We start from the raw sequence: 20039 nt of genomic DNA, 5'->3' as shown, positions 1-20039 counted from the left end.
CGCATCAATCCTTTTATGAAAAAAATAACATTAACGCTCGGTCTGGTTGCGCTGCTCAGTTGCATGAGTAGTTGCGATAAAGGGTTCGACGAGTTGAATATCAACCCCACGGCTGCCACTTCACTCAATCCTGTTTTTCTTCTTAACAATGCCCTGCTCACTACAACCTTTCCGGGCTCTAACCTGGTTTTTGAAGGAGCTATTGTGCAGCAGATGTTTTCGCCTAACTCCGGGGTGTTGGCCGGTGGAAACTTCAACGTGGATAACCGGGGCCCCGCTGGACCAAATGCCGGTTTGTGGCAGCGTTACTACCGCAACGTGACCCGGTTGCTGGTGGATGTCATGGCGAAGACCAAAGACGATCAGACCCGGTCTAACCTGTATAATATGGCCCGCATCTGGAAAGCCTATGTGTATATGGTGCTCACCGACACCTACGGCGATATCCCTTACCGGGAGGCTGGCCTGGGCTACCTGAGCGGTAATGTTTCGCCCAAGTATGACTCGCAGCAGAGTATTTACGACGATCTGATCAAAGAACTCACCGAAGCCGGCACCGCCCTGGATGCTACCAAGCCTACCGAAGCGGGCGAGGTTTTATACGGAGGAAGTGTCGATAAATGGAAGCGTCTGGCCAACTCTTTGTTGTTGCGGGTCGGCATGCGGCTGGTAAAAGTTAATCCAGCCGTGGCTGAGGCTACGGTAAAAAAAGCGGCATCGGCACCTGGTGGCCTGATGCGAAACAACGCCGACAATGCAGTGATCCGGAGCAACGCCAACTATCAGAACCCGGTGGGGGTTACGCTGAACTCGACCGAGGCTGCCAACTTTTACCTGACGGCCAACTTTGTCGACTACCTGAAGTCGACCTCCGACCCGCGACTAGCTTCCATTGCGGCCCGCTACGTAGGTGCCAAGAGCGGGGCTGAGCAAACGGCTGCCCGGATCAACCGTGATCCGGCCGTGCAAATCGGTATGCCTCTCGGATTCGACAACGGTACTATCCCGGCCCGCGCTTTAGCCGACAATCTGGCGAGTTTCTATGATTACTCACAGTTAGACCGGACCCGGATGGGCCGGCTCGATGCTCCGGTGTATTTTGTGACGCATGCTCAGACGCAGCTCTTACTGGCCGAAGCGGCTCAGCGGGGATGGGTTACCGGTAACGCTGCCGATTATTACACGGAGGGTGTACGGGGGCATATGCAGCAGCTGAGTGAGTACGAAGGGGCAGCCGTACCGGCTGCGGCTATCACGGAGTACCTGCAAAAAAATCCGTATGATCCGGCGCGCGGTCTGGAGTTGATTAACACCCAATACTGGATTGCCTCGTTTCTGAACTTTCCGGAGGCTTTTGCTAATTTCCGGCGCAGCGGCTTTCCCCGGCTGACCCCGAACCCATACCCCGGCAGGGAGATAAAAGGCAGCTTTATTAACCGCCTGACCTATCCGGACTCTGAGATCGCGGTGAACCAGGCTAATCTGAACGAAGCCATTACCCGGCAGGGGCCTGATAATCTCGACAGCCGCGTGTGGTGGGATAAGCAGTAACCTACTTCAACTGTTTCAGGTTTCAGGTTCCAGGTTGTAGCCGCTCGGCTGGAACCTGGAACCTGAACCATTTATATCGCTGTCGTTCTCGGCTCTTCCTGCTGCGGATCAGTTTGTTGCCGACGGCCGTAATGTCCACGGCCGCAACGAGACTCCCACTGTTGGCGCATTTGTTGGCGCTGTTCGGGTGTCAGTTTCTCCCAGCGTTCGGCCATGCGCTGCCGCCAGTAACCATGCCGCATACGGCCGTAGCCTCCCCAACCTCCTCCCCGGAAGCCGCCGAAAAGAATACGCGACAGCACCAGCAGACCTAATGCCTGCCAGAAGGTGATGGCTGATACGTCTACGATGGTGGGTAACAAGGCGTTCCATAAGCTCATTATGACAAAGCCGGCCAGGGTAACAAAGAGCAGGGCAAAGGCGAAAAAGCGCAGTCCCCGCCGTATCCAGAATCGTTTCATTTTGTGCTGGTTAGTTCGTTTTAACTATTCAATCATTCAGTAATTCCTCATAGATGTCCCGCAGTCGCCCCCGAAGATGCAGCACCGCATAGTGTTTGCGCGACAGCAGCGTATTCACAGGTACGTTCAGATCGGCCGCGATGGTTTTAAAGGATTGTCCCTCCAGTTCATGACGGACAAAGATCTCCCGCTGATCGGCGGGGAGTTCAGCCAGCGCTTCGGCCAGGGCATCCAGAAAGGTGTCACGCCATAAGGCTTCTTCGGGGCCGCTTGCCGCTAAGACCAGCCAATCGGTCAGCAACTGACTGTCATCGGTCCCGTCTGTCTTAGCTGGGGACGTCTGGTTAAGGGACAGTGTTTTGGGACGTCGATACCAATCGTTGATCTTGTTCCGGGCTATGGTAAACAGCCACGAGGCTACCCGCTCAATCGGCTTAGTCAGTCGGTAGGCTTCCGTCAGTTCATAAAATACATCCTGTAGCACATCCTCGGCTGCATCAGGGTCTGGCATTCGCCGACGGATAAAGTCCCGCAGCCTGCTCCGCTCCCGACGCACGACAGCGCTGATCTGCTGATCCTGCTCTTCTGTTGTGTTGATTGAAACCGGTATGGTCGTTGCTGCGATTGTCATCTGGTTAATGGGCAGGAATAGCCTGCCTTTCAGAGGTATAGTCGCAGAGAGAAAGAAAATATTTTACGGAAAGTGCCGGAAATGGAGCAGAAAAGGATGAAGTGTAGAAAAAGGGAGATGGAGGGAAAGGCGGAGGGGGTGAAAGGCGAACGGAATAAACGGGGAAGGGAAGAAAAGCAGGGCTTGTGTGGACATTCAGGGGTAGAGTCACTAACTTGCTTTTGCCTTAAAAGGTATTAAATCATGACTATCCACACCCATAAAAAGGCCTTCCTTTTGGCAGGACTTATAGCAACCGGCTTGCTTGCTGGTTGTCGTCAGTCGCCGGAGCCGGAAATTGACCCGACAGCGTTTAAGCCCGAGGGAATTGCGCTGAACACATTACCTGCCGATGTTGCCATCCGGTGGGCCGATATGGCCCTGCGCATTACGACCCGGACGCCCGGCAATTCGCCTACTTATGCCTCGCGGGCCTTTGGTTATCTGGGGTTGACAATGTATGAAACAACCGTTTTTGGGAACCATGACGCCCGAACGTTGGTTGGGCAGCTCAACGGTCTGAAGCGGCTGCCTTATCCCCAATCCGGTAAAACCTACGATTGGGTACTCAGCCTGAATGCCGGTCAGGCTTATCTTCTGAAGCAGTTATACGAACACACATCCGTTTTCAACCAGCGCTCGGTTGACTCGCTGGAACAGGTAGTAAGGCGGGAGCGGATAGATGACGTAGATGCCGAAACGGTAACCCGGTCAGAGGAGTACGGTAGGTCTGTCGCGCGGGCAATCTATGAATGGTCGGCGAGCGACGGCGGGCATCAGGGCTATATCAATAGTTTTCCAATGGATTATAAATTGCCCGGCGTACCGGGCACCTGGCTGCCACCCTCCGACGGGCAAGTGGCCATACCACGGGCCCTTCATCCACACTGGGGTCGTAACCGCACCTTTGTGCCGGCCAATAGTCGGATGCCTATGGCCCGGCCGGTGGCTTATTCTACAAACCCACAATCGGCGTATTATGCCCTCTATAAAGCGGTGTATGATAAAAACAAGCAGCTGACGCAGGAGGAAAAAGAGATTGCACTCTGGTGGGCCGACGATCCGAGCGAAACCTTCACCCCACCCGGCCACTCTTTTAATCTGGCCAATATCACCGTCAAAACAGCTCAGCCGGGTTTAGCAAAAGCGGCAGAGACCTACGCTAGAGTGGGCATGTCTGTGGCCGATGCGTTTATTATCTGCTGGAAGTGCAAATTTACGTTTCATAACGAGCGGCCTTCTACGTTTGTGCGTGCCAACATTGATCCCAGGTGGTTTCCGTTCTGGCCGGAGCCGCCCTTTCCCGGCTTTTCGTCAGGGCACGCTACCCAGTCAGCCGCAACGGCCACGGTGCTGACAGACCTCTACGGCCTGCGGTTTGCCTTGACAGACAGTTCACATGTGGGGCGGCATGAGGATCTGGTCCGTAACGTTTCCTACAAGCCCCGGAGGTTTAACTCTTTCTGGGAAACGGCCGAAGAATCTGCATGGTCCCGGTTTCTGGGTGGAATTCACACACAACAGGATAACGAGGCCGGCTTGTCGGAAGGCCGGAAGATTGGCGCTAACATCAACCAGTTGGTCTGGAAGAAGTGACGCTTATTTTTCAAATAATACGTCGGCGAAGTAGCCTTTGCAATCGGTGAACCAGCCGGTTATCGAAAAGTTGGTAGCCCGCGCCAACTGCTCAATATCGGTGCGGGTAAATTTGCGGGAAATTTCGGTATGGATAATTTCTCCGTACCGGAACGGCACCACCATATCCAGCGCACCAATGGTTATGGTCTGGTCTTTCTGGCTGACCAGGTAGCTACGGGCTTCGCCATTCTCAGGGTTGTAAACCTCGTAATGGTCAAATGCCGACAAGTCAAAGTTGGCGTCGAGTTCGCGGTTGATGCGCCGGAGCAGGTTCAGGTTAAATGCTTTGGTCAGGCCCTGGCGGTCGTTGTAGGCTGCGTGAATAACGGCCGGGTGCTTCTGAAGGTCAAAGCCCGTCAGTACCAGATCGCCGGGGCGCAGCCGGCTATTGATCTGACTGTAAAAGTCGTTGGCCTCCTGGCGGGAGAAATTGCCAATGTTTGAGCCTAAAAACAGCACTACCAGTCGAGGTGGGCTTGCCTGCGCATCGGAGTCGGCCGATAACCGGCCGAGGGCGTTAAAATAATCATCATGCTGCGGATCAACCCGTAAATCAGGCCACTGCCGCCGAATGTCGGCCGTTAAGCCATCCAGTGCCGATTGGGAAATATCAATAGGGGCGTAGGTGAAGTCTGCTTTTTTTTCCTGGAAATAGCTCAGCAGAATCTTGGTTTTCAAGCCATCGCCGGCTCCGAGTTCTACCAGTTCAAACGGCCGGTTGCCGGCGGTAAACAATTGCAGCAGGTCATCTTTGTTGGTATCCAGGATTTCATACTCGGAGCGGGTCAGGTAGTATTCCGGCGAGTGCATAATTTCCTGAAACAACCGGCTTCCCTCGGCATCATAGAAGAAGCGCGATGACAGCCGCTTTGGTGTCTTCACTAATCCGGTACGTACTTCCTGGATTAAGTCCTCCAGTCCATCTGCCTGTTCCTGTTCACCTCCCTGAACCCTGTCAGCTGTCTTCTGAGAACTGCTTTCTGATGACTGACTACTCTCTATTGCAATACCAGCCGAATCCCTTTGAATTGCCATTGTTTATCAGGTTGGAAAAAGTTGCGGTAAGTTGGGCGGGAATGACCTGCAGGGGTAGCAATCGAAGCTCCGCGCAGCACCATCTGGCCACTCATAAACTTACCGTTGTATTCGCCCACGGCCCCTTCTGCCGTCGTAAAGCCAGGGTAAGGAAGGTACGCCGAATTGGTCCATTCCCAACGCACTCCCCACGGTAATGATCCGGTAACCGCAGCCGCTTCCCACTCAAATTCGGTGGGTAACCGCAGGCCCCGCCAGCGGGCGTAGGCATCGGCTTCGTAGTGGCTGATGTGGCAGACCGGCAGGGCTGGGTCAACGTTTTTAAGGCCATCAAAGGTGTACTGATGCCATTGACCGTCAATTTTATGCCAGTACAGGGGGGCTTGTTGCTGGTGGGCATTTACCCACGCCCAGCCGTCGGATAGCCAATATTTAAAATTTCGATAACCACCGGCTTCGATAAAGGCCAGGTACTCGCCGTTGGTAACCAGCTGCCCGGCCAGCGTTGTTTCGGTTAGGTATACTTTGTGAACGCCCAGTTCATTGTCGAAACAGAATGACTGCCTGTTGTGCCCGGCGTCCCGGAATCCGATGGTATAGATTCCTTCCGCTAGTGTAACGGGGCTGCCTAGCTGATAATCAGGCGTCAGTTCGTCGATCGGCATGTCAATAGCCGGGAACAGGGGGTTATGGCCCAGAATATATTTGATATCAGTAATCAGTAGCTCCTGATGCTGCTGCTCGTGATGAAGCCCCAGTTCAATAAGCGCGTGGTGCTCGGGTGTCAGGTCAGCCTGCTCAAAAAAGCGGTTCAGGTGGTTGTCGACATAAGCCCGGTAGCGGTATACCTCGGCTACCGTCGGGCGGGTCATATTGCCCCGGTCGGCCCTAAACACCCGTTTGCCAACGGTTTCGTAGTAGCTGTTAAAAACAAAGCTGAAGTCGTCGTGGAAAATCTGGTAATCCGGCAGGTGTGGTACCAACACAAACGTCTCCCAGAACCAGGTTGTATGGCCCAGGTGCCATTTGGGCGGACTTACGTCGATAACGGGCTGGACAACGTAGTCCTCGGTTTCCAGTCCGCGACAGATGGATTCCGAATGTGCCCGGATGCGTTGGTATTGTTCCGCCAATAAAGCAGCAACTGAATTCCTCTCTATTATCATATTTCTTAGTAGGCAACGATCTGCTCATCTACGTAGCACCAGACCCACCGTTCGTCCGGCTCGGCTGACGCGATAACCGGATGTCCTGTAGCTAAAAAATGCCGGGTAGCATGCGTATTAGGCGACGAATCGCAGCAGAGCGTGATGCCACAGGTCTGGCAGGTACGCAGGTGTACCCAGCGGTCTCCGGTCTTCGTACATTCTTCACAAACATAGGCGTCAGAAAGCCTGACTTCCGTCAGATCGCTCAAATGACTACATATATTTCGTTTTAACATACTGTATAGGGCTAAGGTTTAGGTCTCGGCCAGGTATTTGTGTACAAAGCTTACCGCCATAGCGCCCTCACCCACGGCGGAGGCTACGCGGTTCATGGCTCCGGCGCGTACATCGCCGGCCGCAAAAATACCGGGACTGCAGGTCTCCAGGGAAAAGGGATCCCGGTCGATTTTCCAGGCTCGTTTAAACGCATCATATCGGGTCAGGCCACGCCCGGTTTCAATAAACCCTTTATCGTCTTTGATGATGTTGAGCTGAATCCAGTCGGTAAGGGGTTTGGCACCGATGAAGATAAACAACGCAGCAGCCGGCACGGTGCGCTGTTCCTGGGTATTCATATCTTCCAGTACCAGGCATTCCAGTTTGGTGTCTCCTTTGGCTTCGGCCACTTCGGTGCAGGGCAGAATTTTAATATTGGGTGTCTGCTCAATCTGTTCGATCAGGTATTGAGACATCGTTTCCGAGAGGTCAGGCCGGCGAATTATGATAAACACTTCCGACGCGGTGCGCGACAGATACATGGCCCCCTGGCCGGCCGAGTTGCCCCCTCCAACCACAAAAACCGGCTGTCCTCTAAACGCGTACGCTTCAGTGGTAGCCGCTCCGTAGTATACCCCGGCCCCGGTAAACTTATCAAGCCCGGGCTTATCGAGCTTGTGGTAAGAAACACCAGTGCTGAGCACGATACTTTTGGCAACCACTTCGCTGTCGTCCGACATCCGGATGTGTTTGTACTGTCCGGCGGATTTGATCTCGACCACCTCCTGCGGGGCCAGAAACTCGACCCCGAAGCGTTGCGCCTGCGTAATCGCCCGGCGTGTCAGTTCGGCCCCGCTCAGCCCCGACGGAAACCCCAGGTAGTTCTCGATGCGGGAACTGGTACCCGCCTGCCCGCCCGGAGCCCGCTTGTCGATCAGGATCGTACGGAGACCCTCGGAGCCACCGTATACGGCGGCCGCCAGCCCGGCCGGACCCGCCCCAATAATAGCCAGGTCATAAATGCTTTCTGATGCTTTCGGTTTCAGACCCAGTTTTTCGCCTAAACCCTGAATTGTCGGGCGGGTCAATACGGTTCCGTCTTCCAGTAGTACAACCGGCAGATCTTTTCGGTCAATGTGGTGCAACTCAATCAACTCCTGTGCCTGGGGATTCCCTTCTATGTCAAGCCACTGGTACGGGAAGAGGTTAGCGGCCAGAAAATCCTTCAGGTCGTGCGATTGGGGAGAGTACTGGTAGCCAATGAGCCGCAGACCATCAAAACCAGGGCGGTGGTGAGCCTGCCAGTCATCGAGCAATTCATTAAGGACAGGAAAGAGCTTTTCTTCGGGTGGGTCCCAGGGTTTGCTGATGTAGTAATCGAGCTGCACTTCGTTGATAGCCCGTACGGCAGCTTCAATGTCTGAATAGGCCGTCAGCAGCGCCCGTTTGGCATTTGGATAAATTTGCCGGGCCTGGTTCAGAAAGTCAACGCCCGACATGGACGGCATTCGCTGATCGGAGAGGAACAGGGCTACTTCCTCGTTTTTTTTCTTCAGCTCAGCCAGCGATGTAAGCGCTTCCTGTGTAGACGTAGTCGCCAGAATCCGATACTGTTTGCGGTATTGTTGTCGCAGATCGCGCTGAATCGCCTGCAACACCTGCTGGTCATCGTCGATGGAAAATATTATGGGTAGTTTCATGGTAAGTATGAGGTTTGACGTCTGAGGTTCCAGGTTTCATTTGGGTCAGGCAACTTATCAACCTGAAACCTGGAACTTGCTATTGTATAGGTAAGCAAACAAAAAATTCGGTGCAGCCGGGATCAGAGTTCACCCGAATACTGCCATTGTGGTGGCGGATAATGCCCTGCACAATATCGAGCCCCAGACCGGTGCCCTGTCCTACGCCTTTTGTCGTAAAGAAAGGATCGAATATTTTATCCCTGATGTCGGCTGGGATGCCGGGACCGTTGTCGGCTACGCGGGTCAGCACAAATTCCCGGTCTTTTTCGCTGCTGATCTCCAGCCGGCCGCCATCGGCCATAGCGTCGATGGCGTTGTCAATCAGGTTAGTCCAGATCTGGTTCAGTTCACCGGACCAGCCATTAATTTCCGGCAGGTCATCCGGGATTTTTACGTCAACCTCTATGTGTTTCGATTTAAGCTTGTGATTCAGCAGGATTAAGGTGCTATGGATGCCTTCGGCCAGCCGGACAGGTTCTTTGCCTGATCCCCGGTCCATGTGTGAGTAGGACTTAATGGCACCCACCAGGCCTGAGATACGTTTCGAAGCGTCGGCAATATCAATAACCAGCTTCTCGGTAACCAAATTGCTGACTACCCAGCCGATAACGGCGGGCAGGCTTTCCTCGTTTATCCGCTCAGTCAGATCATCAAGGTCATTCGTGTCGAAGCCGAACTCGGCCAGCGGTTCAGCCAGTTCAAATGAGTCAGGTACATCGTGATCGTCAAGCCAGTCAACCAGTTCATCTTCCCGGCCGCTGCGTTCGAGCATCGACAGGGCCGCCGTTTTCTGGCCCAGGTGACGGAACATGATCTCATTGATGGCTTCGCTCTCGGTTTCGGTCAGGTGAACGGCCAGGACGGCCTTGAACCGTTCCGGTGTTGCATTCATGTGCTCCTGCAGGGCATCGGCACTGCGCACAACAGCCGCCACGGGGTTGTTAAGCTCATGGGCTAAGCCCGCCGACAGACGCCCCAGCGACGCCAGCTTTTCGTTCTGTTGGGTCTGGCGGGTAAAGTCCCGTACCCGCGTGGTCATCTGGTGAACCAGCGTTTCGGTCAGCTCGTAACATTCTCTAACCAGTGTGCGCAGCTGATTGCGGTGAACGGCCAGAAACCGCACATCACCCATGGCGCACCAGCGGCTAATAGCGCTTTTCAGGCGGGAAAAGGGGAGTACGCCGGTAACGGTATGGGCTTCAAATATGAGTTCATCACCGGCATTACCCATGGCGTTGTCGACCCGAACTCTGCCTTCCAGCAGAAAGATCAGATGATCGACAGGATCACCGGGCATCCGGATGACCGAGTTATCCGGGAAAGACTGTTCTTCGGAGTGGTCGATTACCCATTGGAGCTGTTCATCTGGTACAGCTTCCAGCGAAGGAAATTGGCGTAGTGAGGCTAAGAGGTCCATAGACAAGGACGGTGGATTGGCAATTGTGCAAAAGTGCTGAACAAGATAGTATATTATCGGCAATCCTGAGGGGGTAGCCGGCAGTCAACCCTTTTTTCTCTATTTAAAGGCAAAGGGAAGCGTGCTCCTTGTCGGCCCAATAGATTTGGCTTTCGTCATTCTTCACCCAAAAATCTTATTTCAAAAACTTTAGTTTATATATTTGTATTCTGCAATAGCGTTTATTATTAAACATATTACTAACCTATTCACATGAACAGACGAGACGCCCTCTTACGGGTGGCCACGCTGGTGGGAGCGACGGTATCGCTGCCGGCGCTGGCCGATACGCTCGAGGCTTCTGCCGCTGCCCGTGCCGTTAGTGGCAAGCCCCTGCTGTTTACGGCCGACCAGGATGCAATGGTTGCCGAAATGGCCGAGGTCATCATCCCAACGACCAGCACACCCGGTGCCAAGGCCGCCAAGGTGAACGAAGTAATCGACATCATACTGAAGGATTGTTACCGCGAACCCGAACAGAAGCGTTTTCTGGAGGGGCTGGTCACGACCAACAAAGTCAGCAGGGATGCGTACAACAAAACATTTGTGGAGTGCGACAACGCGCAACGGATTGACGTCATGAAAAAGCTGGAGACGCAGGCCAAGCAGGAGCGCCAGCAAATGATGCAGGGCCCGGCCGACAAGCGGTATACCCCGTTCTTTTTTATGCTGAAAGACCTGACCCTGATGGGCTACTTTACGTCCGAAATCGGGGCAACGCAGGCGCTGGCCTACGTACCCGTTCCCGGCCGTTTCGAAGGCTGCGTTCCCCTGAAACCCGGTCAAAAAGCGTGGGCTATCTAATACTCGTTTAACGTTTGAGGTTGAAGGTTTGACGCAGTTCTGCTGGAGCGGCTCTGAACCTTATCTCAGATTTTAAACGTCTCAAACTAACCTATCGAATGAATCTCAATATTAAAGCACAACAAGCGAATACCTACGATGCCATTGTTGTAGGTTCGGGTATATCGGGCGGCTGGGCAGCTAAAGAACTGACGCAGAAGGGCCTGAAGGTGTTACTGCTGGATCGTGGTGAAGACATCGAGCACGTGTCCGGCTACAAAACGGCTATGACCAATCCGTGGGAGTTTCCGCACCGCGGACGGCCTACCGTACAAACGGCCGAAGAACAGGCGGTTCAGGCCCGGACGGGATACACCATCTCGGAGTCAAGCGCGTACCTGTTCGTCAACGATAAAGATAATCCTTATCTGGAAGATAAGCGCTTTGACTGGATGCGGGGCTACCACAAGGGTGGCCGGTCACTGATGTGGGGCCGTCAGGTGTACCGCTGGAGTGACCTGGACTTTGAAGCCAACGCCAAAGAAGGCATCGCTATTGACTGGCCGATCCGGTATAAAGACGTACAGCCTTGGTATGATTATGTAGAGCGGTTTATCGGCGTAAGCGGTGCCAAAGAAAACCTGCCGCATTTGCCGGACAGCATCTTCCAGCCGGCGATGGACATGTACTGTCTTGAAAAGCACATCAAAGGCTCTGTCGAGAAAAAGTGGCCTGAGCGGAGGTGGACTATCGGGCGTGTAGCGCACCTGACCAAGCCGACCGCCGAGCAGACGGCCCTAGGCCGGGCTTCGTGCCAGTACCGGAACCTCTGTGTTCGGGGGTGTCCGTACGGTGCTTACTTCAGCTCGCAGGCGGCTACGCTGCCGGTAGCGCAGAAAACCGGCCGGCTTACGTTCCGCCCTTACTCTTTCGTTACCTCACTGATTTACGACGAAAAGAAACAGAAAGCGACCGGCGTTCGGGTTATCGACGAGAAGACCAGCCAGGAACTGACGTTTAACGCCCGGATCATCTTCCTGTGTGCGTCGTCAATGGCCTCTACCTACATTATGCTAAACTCAACCTCTAACCGTTTCCCGAATGGTTTGGGTAATGACAGTGGCGAACTGGGTCATAACATTATGGATCACCACTTCCGGGTAGGTGCCTCGGGCGAGTATCCCGGCTTTGAGGATCAGTATTACTACGGTCGCCGGGCCAATGGCGTCTATGTGCCGCGCTATCGGAACCTGCCCGGCCAGCAGAAGCGTGACTACCTGCGGGGCTTTGGCTACCAGGGCTCGGCCAGCCGCATGAACTGGGGCCGTGGCTATGGTATGGAGGGCTTCGGGGCCGATTTCAAAGAGCAACTGACCAAGCCGGGCCCGTGGACCATGGGTCTGACCGGCTTTGGTGAGTGTTTGCCTTACCATGAGAACAAAGTTGTTCTCGACAGTTCGAAGAAGGACAAGTGGGGCCAGCCGGTGCTGCGTTTTGATGCCGAGTATAAGGACAATGAAATGCGTATGCGGAAAGACATGGGTACTGATGCCGCTGAGATGCTGGAGGCTGCCGGTCTGAAGAACGTTCGTATTAATGATGCCGGCTCCTGGCCAGGCCTGGGTATTCACGAAATGGGTACTGCCCGTATGGGTAACGACCCGAAGACGTCGGTGCTGAACAAGTTCAACCAGGTGCACACTGTGAAGAACGTCTTTAATACCGACGGTGCCTGTATGACTTCGGCCAACTGCGTGAACCCGTCGCTGACTTATATGGCACTGACAGCCCGGGCTGCCAATTATGCCGTGCAGGAGATGAAGAAGCAGAACCTGTAGAAAATAACCGACAAATTTGTTCAGGAAAGCACCGCATATTGTGGTGCTTTCCTGTTTTTGAGGGACAAAACAGGTTTAAACCACTTAAATCATATCTGAATACGCTGGTCCCACTCCCTCACTAAGACAAACATATCCTGATCTTCATAGTCTTTCTTTTAGTATACTAATTTTATAGATCAACTGGTGAACTAATGAAGAAAATGGTTATGTGGGGAGTGATGCTGGCAGCCAGCTGGTCCCTGAGTGTTAAAGCGCAGACGACGAATACGACAAATTCGACCACGAATTCGTCAACTACGACTGGTACGTATCCGACTCAGCCTCAGAACAAGGCAAATACGAATACCAGTACAACAACGACAACTACGACAACCCAAAGCGGGACAAATCAGTCGGGAACTACTCAATCTGGTACAAACCAGTCGGGAACCGTGAACCAGACGGGTACTTATCCACCAACAGGAACCACCCAGTCGGGCACTACATCTGGTTCGCAAATGAATACCCAGGGAACGACGGGTACAGGTACGAACGCGGGCACTTACCAAGGTCAGCAGGGAACCAACCAGTCGGGTACATACTCAAATCAAACGGGTACCACAAACCAGACAGGTACGTATCCGACCCAGCAGGACACCAATCAAACTGGCAACAATACGGGTACCGGAACAACTTCCGGCACGTATCAGGGACAGCAGGGGACGAATCAGACCGGTACCAATACCTCCGGCACTACGTCTGGCAGTGGTACCTACTCAACTCAGCAGGATCAGAACACCAGCGGGGGCACCAGGCAGCGGAACCAGCGCAACCGCCGGAGTTCGACTGACCGGACTACCAGCGATATGGATGATGCCAATACCCGCCGGAGCGACGAAATGCGCAGCGACCGGGCGAAGGAGCGGTCACGTAATGTAGAGAATCGGGCCAACAAAAAACGCCCTGGCCGTTCTATGGACAAGAGCGGTACCATGCGCCGGGATTCCATCCGGTAACAGAGGATACAACTTAAAGGAAAAGCAGGTATGTCTTATCGGATATACCTGCTTTTTTGCTGGTAGCCAGCCGTTAACGCCATGTGAAATCGGTATAAGCTCGCTGATTGCTTTTTAATTTGGCCCAAAAAGTTGTAAACTTGACGATTGCAACCTAGTCTGAATCGCATGTTGGCCAAGAATTGGTATCGTTCCTTAGGCATACGTCCGCACGAAGTTCGCACGGTAGGGTTATTTTTTCTGCACCACTTTCTGCTGGGGATCGGTACAATACTAGTTTATGTATCAGCCAATGTTATTTTGTTGGAGCACCATCCCGAAACCAGTTTGCCGCTGGGGTATGGGGTAGCCGCCCTGTTTACCATCCTCGTTGGTAAGGTGTATAATTACTACGAGCATCATTGGTCGCTACAGCGGCTGGCCGTGCGGGTGCTGGCGGCAGTAGGCGTCCTGACGCTGCTGACTATTATTCTGGTTGAAGTGGGTAACTCCGTGGCATTGGCCATCGCCATCATGGTGGGTTACCGGGTTATTTACCTTCTTACCAACCTGGAATTCTGGGGTGTCTCAGCGGTTGTGTTCGATGTGCGGCAGGGTAAGCGGCTGTTCAGCGTGATCAGCTCCGGCGATATGCCCGCCAAGGCCATTGGTGCCGTACTGGCTGCGTTGGTACACAGCCATGCCGATCTTGAAGTGCTGCTGTCGGGTGCGCTGGTGGCTTACCTGATCGCCCTGTTTGTTTTATACCGGACGTTCCGGTCGCATTCGCTTTCTTCACACAAGCGGCAGTATTGGCGACGACGGGTCCAACCCTCGCTTATTCACCAGCTCTTCGGTGGCAACCAGCTCATTTATGCCATGTGCCTGAGCCTGGTGACAGTAGCGGTAGTGGCAACCGGTATCGAGTACGCGTTTTTCATCAACGTAAAACATAAATGGCATAACCAGGAGGAGCTCTTTAAAAATGTGGGTCTGGTGCTGTCGCTGACCTATCTGGTTGCCATGCTGGTAAAGTTACTGGCCTCTCGCCCGGCGCTGGAGCGACTTGGTATCCGGTGGTTGTTGCAATTGCTGCCGATAGTCTCGCTGGCTGCGCTTTTCTCCTATGTGTTTGTGGCCGGACAGGAACTGGGGGCTACCGGTCAGCTCGTTTACTTCTGTGGCTTATACCTGTTGTTTGAGGTGATTCGCCGGGCGTTGTTTGACCCGGTGTTTCTGGTGCTGTTCCAGCCGCTTACCCCCCGACAGCGCCTGCACGGCCATACCCTGGCTAAGAGTGTGTATGAGCCCCTGGGTACGGCCCTGGCGAGTGCCCTGCTGCTGGCCGGTAATGCCTGGACTTCCATTGGCGATTGGTTGCCGTTTATCTGGATGTCGCTGGTGGCTATCGGCGGAATTTTTCTGGTACGGCGGACTTACCGGCAATACCTGCACGAACTGAACGATGCGCTGGGGCATCGGTTTATGACGGATGAGCCGCTCGCTTTCCCGGCCGAAGCCTTGAGCATGGTCGTTAAAAACCTGCGGAGCAACCGCCCGGCTGAAGTTATAACGGCCATTAACTGGCTACAGCTATACCAGCCAGAAACGCTTGGCCGACGGTTGCCCGAACTGCTTGACCATACTGAACCACGCGTTCAGGAACGGGCGCTCGAAGCGGTGGTGGCCTTATCGGTGCCGGTGGATGCTGTTTTTCTGGCCGATCTGGCGGAGAGATCAACGGACCCACATACCCGCGAAACGGCCGCCCGCCTGGCCTGTCGCCAAAAGGATACACAGACCGATATCCGCAGCCGCCTGCTGGAGCATTCAGATCTTTCTATCCGCAAAGGTGCCCTGCTGGGTACTTTTGAATACAATCCGGCCGATACCCGGTTAGTAGACAACCTGGGACAGTTAGGAAAATCAGCGGATATTGGGGAGCGGCTCGTGGCGCTTGATTTAGCACCGGTTATAAAATGGCCCGATTCCACCGCTTTTGTGGAAGGCAGTTTACAGCACACAAATGCTCAGGTTGTAACCGCGGCCACACGGGCCGCGGGCAGACTGGGTGGTGAGGTATTGGTAAACCGGCTGATTACGATGCTGGCTGACAAAGCGCACGGAAAACAGGCGGCTATAGCGCTTGGAGACATTGGGCCGTCGGTCCTTCCCCTAATTACCCAACTACTGAGCGAAGGTACCGATACGGCGGTGCTGGTCCGGCTGGCGTCTGTCGGTGAACGGATGAATGTGCCGGAAAGCCGGCGCTTGCTGGTGAATCTGGCCCGGCAGCACAATCTGTTGGTGCGGTCGGCCGCGCTGCGCGCCCTGACCAAATTGCCGGCCGACCTGGCCGAGGCTGATGTGTTTGAACAGATTCTGGAAGATGAGTGGCAACTGGCCCAGCGGCTGCTGCATGGCAGCCAGCAGGAGCCGGGGCTGGCTACCTGCCTGCGGTATGAACTGCAGTGGCTTCAGCAGCGCGTTTTCGGGTTGCTAACGCAGTTGTACGATGCTGATACCATAAGCCGGGTTCGGACCGGTGTGACGCACGAAATCCGGGAGCGCCGGGCCAATGCGCTCGAAGTACTCGAAAATTCGGTACCCCGCCGGGTGTATCTGTGCCTGCAGGCCCTGGTTGACGAATTGCCGCTGACCGAGCGAATCCGGCTGATTGACGCGCAATTGGAACCCTACCCGGTTAAGGAGCCGATTCTGGAGTATATCATCCGGCAGGGCGAATATACCTTTACCGACTGGACCATCAGTGTAGCGTTGCGTCGCTGGGTGGCTGACTCTGCTTCGTCGGATTGGATTTATGGGTACCTCAACCACCCGGTTCAATTGCTGCGCGAGAGTGCTGAGTTACTCCTGCAACCGAATGCCCAGGCTTCTGTTACGGCGACGGGGAAATCCCTCAAACCCAATACGTACATGAAAACAACCGAAACGTCTACCAGTATTTCGCATATCGAGCGGGTAATTGTGTTAAAGAACACCCGCTTGTTTGCCGACACGCCCGAGAATGTGCTGAGCAGCATTGCACCCATTATGCGGGAAGTCACGTTTCTGGAAGGGCAGGAAATTTTTCAAAAGGGGCAATTAGGGACCTGCATGTATATCATCCACGATGGTGAGATCGGCATTTACGACGGTTATCAGGCGCTGGCCCATATGAGCAAGGGCGATTTTTTCGGCGAACTGGCTTTGCTTGATGCCGAGCCCCGTTCGGCTACGGCTGTGGCTACGACCGATGTAACGCTGCTGCGGGTTGATCAGGATGATTTTTATGATCTGATGGAGGAGCGGAGTGAGGTGTTACGAAACATTATGCGAATGCTGTGTCGCCGGATCAGGCATCTCAACGAACAGGTTCGCAGCGCTCCGGTTACCCCGGCTGGGCATTGACCAGGGTACGCAGCTTATCCAGATGAGCCTGTTTGCCGGCTTGCCGCCAGGCAATAGCCGTAGGGGTCCAGTACCGGTGCGAATTCAGGAACCGAACCTGAATCTGATTCCAGGTATCTTCATCTGCCACCATATTACGAGCCCGCAGTTCATCAAACAGGGAGCGGGCAATGGGCTCAAAATCATTGCGCCCCAGGTAATCCAGATCCGCATCGCAGATAATCTGTTCCAGGTGCGTTTGCGGACACTGAGGGACCCGGGTGGCCATAATCATCCCGCAGATCTGGTCGATCTGGCCAGTTGTATACCCGAACTCCGGCAGCAGTTGCCTGACCAGACGGCAGCCTTCTTCTTCGTGGCCCTGATACGTATCAAGAAAGCCTGCGTCATGGTATAGCGCGGCCGTACGCAACAGAGCCAGGGCTTCTTCATCGGTAACACCTTCTGCTTCCGCCAGTTTCATCGCAACATCTACAACATCACGTACGTGGTGAATGCCGTGGTAGTAGAGTGTGCCAGAGAGATTCTGCTCCAGCGTCTTCAGAATATAAGCCTCAGCGGTATCCGGATTCATAATTTTTCGGCTTTGGCTTAATGTTAAAAAATATATTTGATAAAGCCTAAAAATATGCCTGACAGTTACTTCCTTGGTTACCCAACTGATGCATATGCCAGGACTGGCTACTACCTTATAAGGCGCAGTACCAGAAGCATAAGAGAGAGCGGTGAAGAGAAAACGTTGCGATTGGCGTGGAGGTCGGTAGCCCTGATTGACCTCCACGCCTTTGCTTTTGTTTAGTTACGTATCGCGTACGGGTAGCAGTACTAATGAATGGGTTGGTAAGTAGGGTTACAAATAATTCGGCTGATTTTTATGTATGCCTATTTGAATGGATTATAAAATGAATAGTAGTTATTTACCTGAGCTACTAAAAACTAGAAATGAATAATTACAGGATTTTGCCACATAGCTTATACTTTGTATTGAAAAAGTAGGCAAAAGAAGAATATATGCTTAAAACTTTTGATTTAACGGTAAGTATTATTTTTATGTTACAGTAACTTAAATTGTACATAGTTGGGCAGAACACAGACAAATTTTAACCATAAGGCATAAAAAAAACAGGCTGATTGGAAATTTCCGTGATCAGCCTGTTTACTAGAGATATACCAAAAACTACGCGGCTTTTTGTTCTTCCACGGGGCCTTCCTGAAAAGGCTTTACCACAATAGATTCTTTGGTACTGTTCACAATAGCTTTCAGTTCGTCCTGCTCGGGCTGAGGCACTGAGAACTTGTCCAGCGTTTGCTGAAAATCGTCCATGAAACACGCCCATTCTTCTTCGGTAATCATCAGGTGGCGGTGGGAGTCACCCATTGATCGACCCGAGTACACCTGAGGGCCGCCCGTTGCCCAGCCTACCATTTCGGTTACCAGGTATTTGAATCCGGCCGGCGATACCCGGTGATGGGCATCATCTACGCGGGGGTTAGCGTTCAAGCGAGGGTCAACCATAATTCGATCAATAAAGTCATCTACTACGGTAGCGATGTTGTAGATACCGCCCAGACGGTCATACAACGAGGGTTTGTCGTTTGGTTGCATTGTGTTTAGAAATAGAGGGGCGAAAAGGTTTTACAAAACCAAAGTCGTAAAAATTTCTAAATCCTGCAACCCCAAGTCGCTGATTCAGTAACAACAGAAAACTTGTCCAGGAGGCTGTTTTGCTTTAGGGCCGCGCCCATGCTTTTATTTGAACAGTCCCAGGCCCTTACCTTCTTTCCGGCGCTTTTCCCGTTCTTTTTTACGCTCCTCCCGCTTCTGCTGGCGGGCCTCTTTTCGTTCTTCGCGTCGCTCTTTGCGTTCAGCTTTTCGCTCCTCGCGTTTTTCCTTACGCGCTTCCCTATACTTCTCGATGGTTTCTTTTACGGAAAGCGTATGGTCAAATTCTGCCCGGAACGCTTCCACGTACGCATTCTGCAAAACTCCGATCAGAATGGGCCACGTTTCAGTACCCGCGCTCTCGACCGTACCGCTGATCGGAACGCGGGTAGCGATCTGGTCTTTTTTCTGATTTTCCAGTATTTCTGAAGCACCTTCTGCCAAGAGCTCGGTGAAGAACCGGCCCACCGTACGCTTCTCACCTTCTTTCCATTTAAAGATCTTCATGTTTTTGGTGAGGGGCTTAAAGTAACCCTGCATCTTACCATCGGTCATGGCCATTTCGCTGACCACACTCACTGTGCCCGCTTCAAAATCCAGATTGGCGTAGGAGCGGACTACCTTATTGAGTTTTACCAGTTGAAGGTTGTCCAGCTTCAGGTTATAATTGAAGTCCGGAACCTGCTTCAGCAAGTTCATATCAGCGTTGAAATTCATGGTACCACCCCAACCGGGTACATCGGCGGAGGCTGTTACCGGCGAAGGTAGTTTGGCGTTCTTATCCTCCACATTGCGGATGTTTCGGATTTCCATATCCATGTTTTTCAGCGTCAGACCGGTATTGGTCGCACTAAAAAGATTGACCAGCTCAATATCGCCATTATAGGCCGCAAAGCGGTTGATTTCGATAGGCAACAGTTCCCGCACCACCTCGGTCCAGTCGACTTCCTTACCGGTCTGGCTGGCTTCTTCGTTTTCGCTGAAGGAGAAGTTGAGTTCAGGATCGTATGCTTCAATCTCACCGACTAATCGACCCTTAAACAGCGACTGCCATTCAACAGACAGATCCGTCTTGGGAATATACAGGAATGGCTCTTTCACCTTACCATTTACCTTCCGGATGTTCAGGTTATCAATCTGGTAGGCACCCCGGATCAGCCAGATATCCACATCGTCGATATGACCGGTATAGTCGCCCATATCGGCCAGCACTTTATTGACGTAACGCAACACAATGAAAGGGAGCAGCAGCCGGGCAATAATGATCAGCACGACTACACCGATAATAATTTTTACGGAACGCTTCACAGTTTTTCTTTAACAGTTGAGTAAAACCTATATAAAACCTAAAACTTAGTCTGTGGTTAGAAACCAGTAAAAAAGCCTCCTG

General features: G+C 53.1%; 16 protein-coding genes. 6 read left to right on the top strand and 10 right to left on the bottom strand.

The window, feature by feature from the left end; all coding sequences use genetic code 11:
• Positions 1-15 precede the first annotated feature (15 nt).
• Complete coding sequence (locus tag ABD949_RS03730) at positions 16-1551, top strand: SusD/RagB family nutrient-binding outer membrane lipoprotein (RefSeq protein ID WP_345240684.1); 1536 nt, start codon at positions 16-18, stop codon at positions 1549-1551.
• A gap of 71 nt (positions 1552-1622) precedes the next feature.
• Here ABD949_RS03730 and ABD949_RS03725 read toward each other — a convergent pair whose 3' ends face one another.
• Both ABD949_RS03725 and ABD949_RS03720 read right to left on the bottom strand, forming a co-directional pair.
• Complete coding sequence (locus ABD949_RS03725) at positions 1623-2012, bottom strand: hypothetical protein (protein WP_345240682.1); 390 nt, start codon at positions 2010-2012, stop codon at positions 1623-1625.
• Positions 2013-2040: 28 nt separating this feature from the next.
• Positions 2041-2643: an RNA polymerase sigma factor gene (locus ABD949_RS03720; RefSeq protein WP_345240679.1), complete on the bottom strand. Its 603-nt coding sequence runs from the start codon at positions 2641-2643 to the stop codon at positions 2041-2043.
• A gap of 243 nt (positions 2644-2886) precedes the next feature.
• Here ABD949_RS03720 and ABD949_RS03715 point away from each other — a divergent pair, with 243 nt between their 5' ends.
• The gene (locus tag ABD949_RS03715) at positions 2887-4278 is read left to right on the top strand and encodes a vanadium-dependent haloperoxidase (protein ID WP_345240677.1); all 1392 of its coding nucleotides are present in this window, start codon (positions 2887-2889) and stop codon (positions 4276-4278) included.
• Positions 4279-4281: 3 nt separating this feature from the next.
• Here ABD949_RS03715 and egtD read toward each other — a convergent pair whose 3' ends face one another.
• From egtD to ABD949_RS03690, 5 genes are all read right to left on the bottom strand, one after another.
• Positions 4282-5355 carry an L-histidine N(alpha)-methyltransferase gene (egtD, locus tag ABD949_RS03710; RefSeq protein ID WP_345240675.1) on the bottom strand — a complete coding sequence of 358 codons (1074 nt, stop codon included), beginning with the start codon at positions 5353-5355 and terminating at the stop codon, positions 4282-4284.
• The gene (gene egtB, locus ABD949_RS03705; protein WP_345240673.1) at positions 5319-6521 is read right to left on the bottom strand and encodes an ergothioneine biosynthesis protein EgtB; all 1203 of its coding nucleotides are present in this window, start codon (positions 6519-6521) and stop codon (positions 5319-5321) included. Before egtB ends, egtD begins: the two co-directional genes overlap by 37 nt.
• Before the next feature lie 5 nt (positions 6522-6526).
• Positions 6527-6799, bottom strand: coding sequence for a UBP-type zinc finger domain-containing protein (locus ABD949_RS03700; protein WP_345240671.1), 273 nt, complete (start codon positions 6797-6799; stop codon positions 6527-6529).
• A gap of 18 nt (positions 6800-6817) precedes the next feature.
• On the bottom strand, positions 6818-8479 hold the full coding sequence (locus ABD949_RS03695) for an FAD-dependent oxidoreductase (RefSeq protein WP_345240669.1): 1662 nt from the start codon (positions 8477-8479) through the stop codon (positions 6818-6820).
• Between the two features lie 79 nt (positions 8480-8558).
• Complete coding sequence (locus ABD949_RS03690) at positions 8559-9938, bottom strand: ATP-binding protein (RefSeq protein ID WP_345240667.1); 1380 nt, start codon at positions 9936-9938, stop codon at positions 8559-8561.
• A 252-nt stretch (positions 9939-10190) separates the two neighbouring features.
• Between ABD949_RS03690 and ABD949_RS03685 the strand changes: the two genes are divergently transcribed.
• The 4 genes from ABD949_RS03685 (at position 10191) to ABD949_RS03670 (ending at position 16986) form a co-directional block, all read left to right on the top strand.
• A complete protein-coding gene (locus ABD949_RS03685; protein ID WP_345240665.1) occupies positions 10191-10781 on the top strand; it encodes a gluconate 2-dehydrogenase subunit 3 family protein in 591 nt (196 codons plus the stop codon).
• Positions 10782-10879: 98 nt separating this feature from the next.
• Positions 10880-12598, top strand: a complete 1719-nt coding sequence (locus tag ABD949_RS03680; RefSeq protein ID WP_345240663.1) for an FAD-dependent oxidoreductase — start codon at positions 10880-10882, stop codon at positions 12596-12598.
• A 194-nt stretch (positions 12599-12792) separates the two neighbouring features.
• Positions 12793-13596: a hypothetical protein gene (locus ABD949_RS03675; protein WP_345240661.1), complete on the top strand. Its 804-nt coding sequence runs from the start codon at positions 12793-12795 to the stop codon at positions 13594-13596.
• A 168-nt stretch (positions 13597-13764) separates the two neighbouring features.
• Complete coding sequence (locus ABD949_RS03670) at positions 13765-16986, top strand: cyclic nucleotide-binding domain-containing protein (protein ID WP_345240659.1); 3222 nt, start codon at positions 13765-13767, stop codon at positions 16984-16986.
• On the opposite strand, the gene ABD949_RS03665 is transcribed toward ABD949_RS03670, so the two are convergent.
• The 3 genes from ABD949_RS03665 to ABD949_RS03655 form a co-directional block, all read right to left on the bottom strand.
• Positions 16967-17560 (bottom strand): HD domain-containing protein, encoded by a 594-nt coding sequence (locus ABD949_RS03665; protein ID WP_345240657.1) that lies wholly within the window; start codon positions 17558-17560, stop codon positions 16967-16969. The two genes, ABD949_RS03670 and ABD949_RS03665, sit on opposite strands and share 20 nt — an antisense overlap.
• Positions 17561-18163: 603 nt before the next feature.
• Complete coding sequence (locus tag ABD949_RS03660) at positions 18164-18592, bottom strand: group I truncated hemoglobin (protein ID WP_345240654.1); 429 nt, start codon at positions 18590-18592, stop codon at positions 18164-18166.
• A gap of 144 nt (positions 18593-18736) precedes the next feature.
• Positions 18737-19957 (bottom strand): DUF748 domain-containing protein, encoded by a 1221-nt coding sequence (locus tag ABD949_RS03655; protein WP_345240652.1) that lies wholly within the window; start codon positions 19955-19957, stop codon positions 18737-18739.
• Positions 19958-20039: the final 82 nt, after the last annotated feature.

Origin of the sequence: Nibrella saemangeumensis, from assembly GCF_039541915.1 — a bacterium.
In the GTDB taxonomy this organism is placed as follows: domain Bacteria; phylum Bacteroidota; class Bacteroidia; order Cytophagales; family Spirosomataceae; genus Nibrella; species Nibrella saemangeumensis.
Note: the sequence above shows the minus strand (reverse complement) of the source record. Positions and strands in the feature narration are given on the sequence as shown.

Excerpts from the sequence above, each read along its gene's own strand:
- ABD949_RS03730 (WP_345240684.1), top strand. The coding sequence starts at position 16 with ATGAAAAAAATAACATTAACGCTCGGTCTGGTTGCGCTGCTCAGTTGC.
- ABD949_RS03725 (WP_345240682.1), bottom strand. The coding sequence starts at position 2,012 with ATGAAACGATTCTGGATACGGCGGGGACTGCGCTTTTTCGCCTTTGCC.
- ABD949_RS03720 (WP_345240679.1), bottom strand. The coding sequence starts at position 2,643 with ATGACAATCGCAGCAACGACCATACCGGTTTCAATCAACACAACAGAA.
- ABD949_RS03715 (WP_345240677.1), top strand. The coding sequence starts at position 2,887 with ATGACTATCCACACCCATAAAAAGGCCTTCCTTTTGGCAGGACTTATA.
- egtD (WP_345240675.1), bottom strand. The coding sequence starts at position 5,355 with ATGGCAATTCAAAGGGATTCGGCTGGTATTGCAATAGAGAGTAGTCAG.
- egtB (WP_345240673.1), bottom strand. The coding sequence starts at position 6,521 with ATGATAATAGAGAGGAATTCAGTTGCTGCTTTATTGGCGGAACAATAC.
- ABD949_RS03700 (WP_345240671.1), bottom strand. The coding sequence starts at position 6,799 with ATGTTAAAACGAAATATATGTAGTCATTTGAGCGATCTGACGGAAGTC.
- ABD949_RS03695 (WP_345240669.1), bottom strand. The coding sequence starts at position 8,479 with ATGAAACTACCCATAATATTTTCCATCGACGATGACCAGCAGGTGTTG.
- ABD949_RS03690 (WP_345240667.1), bottom strand. The coding sequence starts at position 9,938 with ATGGACCTCTTAGCCTCACTACGCCAATTTCCTTCGCTGGAAGCTGTA.
- ABD949_RS03685 (WP_345240665.1), top strand. The coding sequence starts at position 10,191 with ATGAACAGACGAGACGCCCTCTTACGGGTGGCCACGCTGGTGGGAGCG.
- ABD949_RS03680 (WP_345240663.1), top strand. The coding sequence starts at position 10,880 with ATGAATCTCAATATTAAAGCACAACAAGCGAATACCTACGATGCCATT.
- ABD949_RS03675 (WP_345240661.1), top strand. The coding sequence starts at position 12,793 with ATGAAGAAAATGGTTATGTGGGGAGTGATGCTGGCAGCCAGCTGGTCC.
- ABD949_RS03670 (WP_345240659.1), top strand. The coding sequence starts at position 13,765 with ATGTTGGCCAAGAATTGGTATCGTTCCTTAGGCATACGTCCGCACGAA.
- ABD949_RS03665 (WP_345240657.1), bottom strand. The coding sequence starts at position 17,560 with ATGAATCCGGATACCGCTGAGGCTTATATTCTGAAGACGCTGGAGCAG.
- ABD949_RS03660 (WP_345240654.1), bottom strand. The coding sequence starts at position 18,592 with ATGCAACCAAACGACAAACCCTCGTTGTATGACCGTCTGGGCGGTATC.